The sequence below is a fragment of the Allorhizocola rhizosphaerae genome (genome assembly GCF_003426775.1).
GTDB lineage: Bacteria > Actinomycetota > Actinomycetes > Mycobacteriales > Micromonosporaceae > Allorhizocola > Allorhizocola rhizosphaerae.
In genome coordinates this window covers 1-7,643 of record NZ_QJUG01000316.1, presented here as the reverse complement: position 1 = coordinate 7,643, position 7,643 = coordinate 1, and the positions used below count along the sequence as shown (strand labels likewise).

Sequence of the window (7,643 nt, the reverse complement as noted above, 5' to 3'; positions counted from 1 at the left end):
AGCGCCTGCTCCGCCAGACGCGGGAGCACGGCAAGGGGGGTGGGCCCGAAGGGCTGGGGGGCGGGAGAAGCATGGCTGAGCGGATCACCTTCGCCGGCCCGCGCAGGGGTGCGGACCTCGATGCCTGCTACGCCGATGCGGATCTGCTGGTGCTGCCGTCGCGGGGAGAAAGCTACGGGATGGTGGTGACTGAGGCGCTCGCCCGCGGGATACCGGTGGTGGGCACAGACGCGCAGGGCCTGCCGGAGGCGCTCGGACGCGCACCCGATGGGGACCTGCCGGGCATCCTCGTGCCACCCGACGACCCGGGAGCTCTGGCCGACGCACTTCGCGGCTGGCTCAGCCGGGCCGAGCTGCGCGAGCGGCTGCGCCAGGCGGCCCGGCAGCGCCGCGCCGAGCTCACCGGATGGGAGACGACCTCGATGGTCATCGCGAAAGTCCTTGAGGCACATGGTTAACCGGCCGTACATCCTGCTGAGCTGCAGCATGTCGATCGATGGGTACCTCGGCGGCCCCACCGAGGAGCGGCTGCTGCTGTCCAATGCGGACGACTTCGACCGGGTCGACGCCGTGCGGGCCGAGTGCGACGCGATCCTGGTCGGTGCGCGCACGGTGCGGTGCGACAACCCCAAACTGCTGGTGCGCTCGCCGGCGCGGCGCGACGAACGGGTGGCCCGAGGGCTGAAACCGTTGCCGGTCAAGGTGACCGTGACGAGGCGGGCCCGGCTGGAGCCGAGCGCGGATTTCTTCACGACTGGGGATACCGAGAAAATCGTCTATTGCGCCAGCGGGGTCCTGGACTATGCGGTGTCCCATCTCGGCTCGGTCGCGACGGTTGTCGATGGTGGGCAGCCGGTGGACTTTCCCCGGTTGGCGCAGGATCTGTATGAGCGCGGCATCGGGCGGCTGATGGTCGAGGGCGGCGGCAGCATGCACACCCAGTTCCTGACCAATCAGCTGGCCGACGAGCTGCACTTGGTGGTGGCACCGTTCTTTGTGGGCGATTCGCGGGCGCGGCGGTTCGTCAATGACGGAGTCTTCCCATGGAACGCGGACCGGCGGGCACGGCTGGCCGATGTGCGGCAGATCGGCGACGTGGCGCTGTTGAGGTACGCGCTGTCGGCGCGGTTCGGCGGATGAGCGCCCTGCTGGGCGGCCTGTGCGCGCTGCTGGTGTTGCTCGTGCTGCTCCTGCCCGGCGAGGTGGAACAACTCACGGCGGTGACGGGATGGGTGCGCCTGCCGGTCGAGGGAATCCTTGCGGCGCTTGCGGTGTGGCGGTGGCCGCGGCGGCCGGTGGCGATCGGGGCGGGGGTGGTGCTCGGCCTGCTGGCCGTGCTGAAGTTCATCGGGCTCGGGTTCTCGGTCGTGCTCGACCGGCCGTTCGATCCGTACGCGGATTGGCCCTTCGTGTGGGCGGCGCTGGAGTTCGTGCGGCGCTCGTATGGCTGGGCCGCGATGGTGGGTGTGGTGGCGCTGGCGCCCGCGGTGGTCGCGCTGGTGACTGTCTGCTTTGGACGACTGGCGGGATTACTTGGCGCGCACAGGGTCGCGACAATGCGTGGAGCGGTCGCGGCGGCGGTGGCGTGGATGCTGGCCCTCGTGGCGGGGCTTCCGTTGGCGTCGCAAGACTCCTACGACCGGCTGGCACAGGTGTATGCGGGAGTCCGCGATCGGGCCGTGTTCCCGTCGCAGTTGGCCACCGACGCGTTCGGCGATGTGCCGGGCGCACAGATGCTGAACGCGTTGCGGGGCAAGGACGTGATGGTCGTCTTCATCGAAAGCTACGGTCGCGTGGCACTTCCCGCTCCGGCTGTCGCGTCCACTTTGGAGGCGGGAACGGAGCGGTTGCGGACCAAGGGGTTCGCTTCCCGCAGCGGGTTCTTGACGTCGCCAACGGCCGGGGGAGGCAGCTGGCTCGCGCACGCCACACTGTTCTCCGGGCTGTGGATCGACGATCAGCAGCGGCACCAGGCGCTGACCAACAGCGACCGGCTCACCCTCAGCGGGGCGTTCCAGCGGGCGGGATGGCGCACGGTCGCGGTCATGCCGGGCACGAACGGCGCATGGCCCGGCGGCGCGGTGTTCGACTTCGACCGCATCCACACCTCGGAGGATCTCGGCTATCGCGGGCCTCGCTTCACCTTCTCCAGCATCCCGGACCAGTACACGCTTTCGAGCTTCCGCAGGCTCGAATCCGGCGGCGGCACACCGGTCATGGCGATGATCCCGCTCATGTCGAGCCATGGGCCGTGGGACCCGGTGCCGCCGCTCGTGGCATGGGACAGCCTCGGTGACGGTTCGGGCTATGTGTCCGGGCCGGAGTCCAACGATCCGGTGCGCATGCGGGCGAACTATCCGCGCGCGCTCGCGTACTCTATCGAAGCTCTTATCTCCTATGTCGAAACCTACGGTGATGACGACCTGGTGCTCGTCTTCCTCGGCGACCACCAGGCCGCCACTATCGTCACCGGCCCACGCGCGAGCCGCGACGTCCCGATCACGATTGTCGCCCGCGACCCCGCCGTCCTGGCCCGCGCCAACTCGTGGGCCTGGACCGACGGCCTGACCCCAGGCCCGCAAGCCCCTGTCTGGCCCATGGACACCTTCCGCGACCGTTTCCTTGCGGCTTTTGATTAGGGGGTACCAGCCTGAGGCACGTGCTATTTGGAGGATAGCCCGCGTGATCCGGGTGCCGCTGGCCGAAGACGTCCGCTCACAAACGTCGTCTCCTGGAGTACCTTCTACCGTGGCGGGCACTGGGCCACGCGCGACGCCCCAGACCTCCTCGCCGAGGACATTCGCCGGTTCTTCGCCGCACTAGCCTGATCGGAAGCATTCGTGATGTTCACTGTAATCGGCACCGCGCTCGACGCCCTGGACCGCGCCACCACCGGCGCCATCGACACCGGGCGGCTCGACGACCCGACCCCGTGCTCGGCATGGACCGTGGCGCAGGTACTGTTCCACGCCGCCGGAGACCAGCACGCCTGGGCATCCATCGTCGGATCCGGCTCGTCGCCGTCCTACGACCCGTTCAATCCGCCACACCGGCTCGACGAAGGCGTGGCCGTCACGGTCGCGAAGGCCATCGAGGCAGCAACCGCGGCGTGGGCGGGAGTCGACCCGGCTGCCCAGTCGGTGCGCACACCGCTGCCGCCTGTGCCCACCATGGCCCCAGAGCTCGCGGCCGCCGCGTGCGCCCTCGATGCCGCCGTCCACGCCTGGGATGTCGCCGTCGCAACTGGACAGCCCTCGCCCCTGACCGCCGCGCTGGCCGAGCAACTCATGCCGGCCGCCCGCGCGACGGCCGAACCCCTGCGGGGCTTCGCCTACGCCGCTGCCCTCCCCGCACAACCCGACGACGACCCGGCCGCCGCCCTGCTGCGCTACCTCGGGCGCAACCCGCACTGGACGCCCTGACAGAACCAAGAAAAGGCCATAACCCCGATGGGTTATGGCCTTTTGTCTGTGGTCGGGGTAACCGGAGTTGAACCGATGGCCTCTTCGTCCCGAACTGTCGGCATCAAGGTCAACGATGGTCTATCGCGAGGTGGGACTGCTAATCCCGAACCGCATGGGGCAGGGAGGGACAGCTCGGCTGCTGTACTTTCCTGCTGTACTCGTCAGCCGTTGGCGCCATCCGTCGAGCTGGAGTAATATGTTGGATATGAGTACACACAGCCTAAAGGATCTTCGCGCAAATCTCGGGCACGCGGTGCGCGAGGTGGCTTATTCGGGCCAAGAGGCGATCATCACCGACAGTGGAACGGAGATCGCAGCTATCATTAGCATGGACGACTACGAGCGGCTCCATGAGCACGCCGACGTAGCTGATGCGCTCTATCTGCGTGAGAAACGTTCTGTGGACTTTGAGACCGTGTCGATGGCCGAGATGCTCGAAATGCTTGGTGTCGCGGATGTGTCCCGAGGCGTGGCGGCGTGATCCTTCGCTTTCATCCCGACGTCTACAAGCAGTTGCAACAGCTTCCACGTGCCGTTTTCCCGGCAGTGCTGCACCAGGTTATAGCGTTGGTACAGGAGGCCCGTCCGATGGGCTGCAAGAAGCTTGTTGGCGGTGGGGGTAACGACTGGCGGGTTCGGGTGGGCGAATACCGCATCGTCTATGAGATCAGCGACAAGGACCAGGTTGTGACGGTGATGCGGGTGGCGCATCGCCGTGAGGTCTATCGATAGCTGGAGCGGGGCGATCGTGGAGTCAGAAGAAGAACTGCGGAATCTAGCGCCTCAGCCGGAGGTTCAGGTTTGGATCGCTGATGATACTGGCGAGCTGAGACTTGTTCTGGCAGAAAGCGGCGCTCAACATGATGCCCGGCTTCAGGCTGACGCCATCTGGGCTGTTTCGTTGGAACACGAGCGGCGGCTGGCTGGAGATCACGGGGGTAAGTCGATGGAAGAGATGCTCGAAATGCTTGGGATTGATCCTCCATCCGAAGATAAACCGTGGGAGGACGCTTGCGGACGGCTTCGCGACTGGTCCTCCGCGGGAGCACCGGCGAATGCGTATCGCGAACCGTGGTAAATAAAGCTTTTTTACCCCTTGAGGGGGCGGCCGTGCGCGCCTGAGCGGGCCGGAGGTGTAGCGAGTGGTGCGCACGGCCGGTGCGGCTCGTCAGGGCCGCCTTGATCTTCCCCTACCGCAACGGTTAACCGGCCTACGTGTGGGTCAACAAGCCTGACGGCACAAGGGACCGCAAGTAGGTCTACGGCAAGGATCGCGAGACCGTACACGCCAAGTGGGTCAAGCTCCAGAGCAAGGCGGCTGAGGGTCCAGTCGCGACGCGTGTCCCAAAGCTGGGGCCGTTCCTGGACCGCTGGCTGAAGGACATCATTCAGCCCAACCGGACACCGTTGACCTACGCGACGTACGAAACGTTTGTGCGCCTGTACATCAAGCCCGGTCTGGGAGACAAGAAGATCACTTGGTGTTCGTGAGGCACAGACGTGGATCAACTCGTTACCGAAGGTCTGCCAGTGCTGCGCCCAGGGCAAGGACACGCGCCGGTTCCGGGGCGAGAGCCGCTGTTGCGCGATTGGCAAGTGCTGCAACGACTTCCCGTCCGCCCGGACGGTAAGTGACATCCGTACCTGCCTGCGTTCTGCGTTGTCGTATGCGATGGTGGAGGAGCTCGTGACCAAAAACGTTGCAGCCCTTTTGAAACTGCCCAAGCGGCGGCGGGTCAAGAACAAGTCCTGGACGAGCGAGGAAGCGCGAAGGTTCCTTGAGTCTGCCCGCAATGACAACGATCCGTTCTACGCGGCCTATGTGCTTGTGCTGATCAACGCGCTCAGGAAGGGCGAGGTTCTCGGTCTTGAGGAGGATGACATAGATCTTGAGGCGGAAGAGTTCACGATCGCTCATCAGCTTCAGCGGGTCGGCCGTCAGCTTCTGCACCGTGAGACCAAGACGGAGGCGTCCGACGACACGATGCCGTTGCCACCGATCAGTGTTACGGCAATCAAGATCCGCTTGGCTCGCAAGGAGAGCGACCGGAAGCGGGCCGGTGACGTTTGGCAGAAGACGGGTCTGATCTTTACGACCGAGCTCGGGCTTCCGATCGAGCCGAGGAACTTCAATCGGGCGTGGCATGCTCGGTGCGCCAAGGCGGGCGTTCGGAAGATCACGGTTCATGACGCTCGTGGTACGTGCGGAACGCTGCTCGCGGATCTTGACGTGCATCCTCGGATCGCGATGCGGGATTCCCCGTCACGCGAACTTTGCGATCACGATGGAGCTCTACACTCAGGCGTCCACGCGTGAGGCGCTGAAGAAGTTGAGCGAGAGCATCGAACAGGCGGATCAGGACTGATGCGCTGCTGTACTTTGCTGCTGTACGAGACGCAAAGAGGGCATGTCCATCGATGGGAAATGCCCTCTGACCTGGTCGGGGTAACCGGATTTGAACCGATGGCCTCTTCGTCCCGAACGAAGCGCGCTACCAAGCTGCGCCATACCCCGATGGTGCGTCGAAAGACTACCCTATCCCCGGCCCCGGCCCCAAACCGGTATCCGCGCTCACCGTGGGATGAGCGTGAGCAGGCTCGCTTCTGGGCGGCACGCGAAGCGGACGGGGGCGGTGGGGTGGGTGCCGACGCCCGCGGAGACGTGCAGCCAGGAGCGGGCGCCTGCCCACGGGTGCAAGCCGCGCGCCATGCGCCGGTCGAGCCCACAGTTGGTGACCAGCGCGCCCACGCCCGGCACGCACACCTGGCCGCCGTGCGTGTGCCCGGCCAGCAACAGGTCGAACCCGTCCGTGGCGAACGCGTCGAGCACGCGCGGCTCGGGGGTGTGCGTGAGCGCGATCCGCACGTCTGCGCTCGCATCCGCCGGGCCGGGCTGGTAATCGTCTCGACCGATGTGCGGGTCGTCGACGCCCGCCAGGTCGATCCTGCGCCCACCGGCCTTGAGCTGCGTCCGCGCGTTGTTGAGATCCGCCCACCCGGCCTCGGCGAACGCCGCGCGCAACTCCTCGTAGGGCAGGTCGGCACCGTGCCGATATTCGCGATCCTTCTCGAAATAGCTGAACGGGCTTTTCCAGACCGGCCCGGTGTAGTCGTTCGAGCCGAAGACGAACGCACCCGGTACCGGCAAAAGGTCTTTAAAAGCCTTTAAGACAGCCGGTACCGCGTCCGGATGCGCCATGTTGTCGCCGGTCACCACCACGAGGTCTGGGTCGAGCCCGGCCAGCTCGTTGACCCACCGCTGCTTGCGCTCCTGCGCCGGCGTCAGGTGCAGATCGGACACGTGCAGCACCCGCAGCGGCTCCGCCTCCGGTGCGAGCACCGGCACATCAAACCGCCGCAGCGTGAACAGATTTCGCTCCACCAGTGACGCGTATGCCAGCGTTGCCGCGCCCGCGACGAAAACGCCCGCGGCGACTTTTCCAAGCGTGCCCATGGCACTTAAGAGTAGTTTGCTGGCCATGACGACGACGCTTAAGGACCGGCTTACGGCCGACATGCGCGCGGCGCTGAAGGCGCGCGACGAGTTGACCACCTCAACCCTGCGCATGGCGCTGGCAGCCGTCGGCGTGGCCGAGGTGGCGGGCAAGGCAAAGCGTGAGCTGACCGACGATGAGGTCCTGGCGGTGCTGGCCAAGGAGTCGAAGAAGCGCACCGAGGCTGCGCAGGCGTTCGCCGACGCGGGCCGCGCCGACCAGGCCGCCAAGGAGCGCGCCGAGGAGGAGGTGCTGGCCCGCTATCTGCCCAAGCAGCTGTCCGACGCGGAGATCGCCGAGCTGGTCACGCGGGTCGTGCAATCGGGCGACTTCAGCGGCAAGGGTGCGATGGGCCAGGCGATGAAGGCCGTGCAGGCCGAGGCGGCGGGCCGGGCTGACGGGGCCAAGCTGGCGGCCGAGGTGCGCAGGCAACTGGGCGGCGCCTGAGGTTGAACGCTTCGCGATCACCCTCAGGCCCCGCCGTAACCGTGGCTATCCCGGGAGGCAGATCGGTGGGCAGCCGGGTGGTCGCGAGGGCCGGCCCGGGGGTCTCGGGTCGCCCCCACCACCCCCGCCGCCGCCGCCCCCGACACCACCGTTGCTGATGAGCAGCGTGACCGGGTTGTTCTTGACGGTGCGGCCGGACGGGCTGGTGCCGGCGACCGTGCCGGGCGGGCAGGCCGAG

At 66.6% G+C, this 7,643-nt stretch carries 10 protein-coding genes, 1 tRNA gene and 1 pseudogene; 8 read left to right on the top strand and 4 right to left on the bottom strand.

The features are described from left to right. The 6 genes from DM816_RS38470 to DM816_RS38445 all read left to right on the top strand — a co-directional run. Window positions 1-458: glycosyltransferase family 4 protein (locus DM816_RS38470; protein WP_117215418.1), on the top strand; the 458-nt coding region annotated here is incomplete at its 5' end. Beyond that, a complete protein-coding gene (locus DM816_RS38465) occupies window positions 451-1,140 on the top strand; it encodes a RibD family protein (RefSeq protein WP_117215416.1) in 690 nt (229 codons plus the stop codon). The genes DM816_RS38470 and DM816_RS38465, both read left to right, overlap by 8 nt. Further along, window positions 1,137-2,639 carry a sulfatase-like hydrolase/transferase gene (locus tag DM816_RS38460; RefSeq protein WP_117215415.1) on the top strand — a complete coding sequence of 501 codons (1,503 nt, stop codon included), beginning with the start codon at window positions 1,137-1,139 and terminating at the stop codon, window positions 2,637-2,639. Before DM816_RS38465 ends, DM816_RS38460 begins: the two co-directional genes overlap by 4 nt. Before the next feature lie 204 nt (window positions 2,640-2,843). Beyond that, entirely contained in the window at window positions 2,844-3,422 is a 579-nt protein-coding gene (locus tag DM816_RS38455; protein WP_246002609.1) for a TIGR03086 family metal-binding protein, read from the top strand. 247 nt (window positions 3,423-3,669) lie between these two features. Further along, window positions 3,670-3,945: a type II toxin-antitoxin system Phd/YefM family antitoxin gene (locus DM816_RS38450; RefSeq protein ID WP_211589035.1), complete on the top strand. Its 276-nt coding sequence runs from the start codon at window positions 3,670-3,672 to the stop codon at window positions 3,943-3,945. Next, window positions 3,942-4,196 carry a type II toxin-antitoxin system RelE family toxin gene (locus DM816_RS38445; protein WP_117215412.1) on the top strand — a complete coding sequence of 85 codons (255 nt, stop codon included), beginning with the start codon at window positions 3,942-3,944 and terminating at the stop codon, window positions 4,194-4,196. Before DM816_RS38450 ends, DM816_RS38445 begins: the two co-directional genes overlap by 4 nt. Window positions 4,197-4,239: 43 nt before the next feature. Here DM816_RS38445 and DM816_RS43250 read toward each other — a convergent pair whose 3' ends face one another. Beyond that, window positions 4,240-4,398, bottom strand: coding sequence for a hypothetical protein (locus tag DM816_RS43250; RefSeq protein WP_162908271.1), 159 nt, complete (start codon window positions 4,396-4,398; stop codon window positions 4,240-4,242). A gap of 224 nt (window positions 4,399-4,622) precedes the next feature. On the opposite strand from DM816_RS43250, the pseudogene DM816_RS38440 reads away from it, so the two are divergent. Then, window positions 4,623-5,830, top strand: a pseudogene (locus tag DM816_RS38440) (site-specific integrase). Between the two features lie 72 nt (window positions 5,831-5,902). Here DM816_RS38440 and DM816_RS38435 read toward each other — a convergent pair. Together DM816_RS38435 and DM816_RS38430 are read right to left on the bottom strand one after the other, a co-directional pair. After that, window positions 5,903-5,979: transfer RNA gene (locus DM816_RS38435), tRNA-Pro, on the bottom strand. A gap of 57 nt (window positions 5,980-6,036) precedes the next feature. Continuing rightward, the gene (locus DM816_RS38430) at window positions 6,037-6,918 is read right to left on the bottom strand and encodes a metallophosphoesterase (RefSeq protein WP_117215411.1); all 882 of its coding nucleotides are present in this window, start codon (window positions 6,916-6,918) and stop codon (window positions 6,037-6,039) included. 25 nt (window positions 6,919-6,943) lie between these two features. Here DM816_RS38430 and DM816_RS38425 point away from each other — a divergent pair, with 25 nt between their 5' ends. Further along, window positions 6,944-7,405: a GatB/YqeY domain-containing protein gene (locus DM816_RS38425; protein WP_117215417.1), complete on the top strand. Its 462-nt coding sequence runs from the start codon at window positions 6,944-6,946 to the stop codon at window positions 7,403-7,405. A gap of 45 nt (window positions 7,406-7,450) precedes the next feature. Here DM816_RS38425 and DM816_RS44030 read toward each other — a convergent pair. Then, a partial coding sequence (locus DM816_RS44030; RefSeq protein ID WP_211589034.1) for a hypothetical protein occupies window positions 7,451-7,643 on the bottom strand: 193 nt, incomplete at its 5' end.

Coding starts and splice junctions, on each gene's coding strand:
- DM816_RS38465 (WP_117215416.1), top strand. CDS start 451: ATGGTTAACCGGCCGTACATCCTGCTGAGCTGCAGCATGTCGATCGAT.
- DM816_RS38460 (WP_117215415.1), top strand. CDS start 1,137: ATGAGCGCCCTGCTGGGCGGCCTGTGCGCGCTGCTGGTGTTGCTCGTG.
- DM816_RS38455 (WP_246002609.1), top strand. CDS start 2,844: ATGTTCACTGTAATCGGCACCGCGCTCGACGCCCTGGACCGCGCCACC.
- DM816_RS38450 (WP_211589035.1), top strand. CDS start 3,670: ATGAGTACACACAGCCTAAAGGATCTTCGCGCAAATCTCGGGCACGCG.
- DM816_RS38430 (WP_117215411.1), bottom strand. CDS start 6,918: ATGGGCACGCTTGGAAAAGTCGCCGCGGGCGTTTTCGTCGCGGGCGCG.
- DM816_RS38425 (WP_117215417.1), top strand. CDS start 6,944: ATGACGACGACGCTTAAGGACCGGCTTACGGCCGACATGCGCGCGGCG.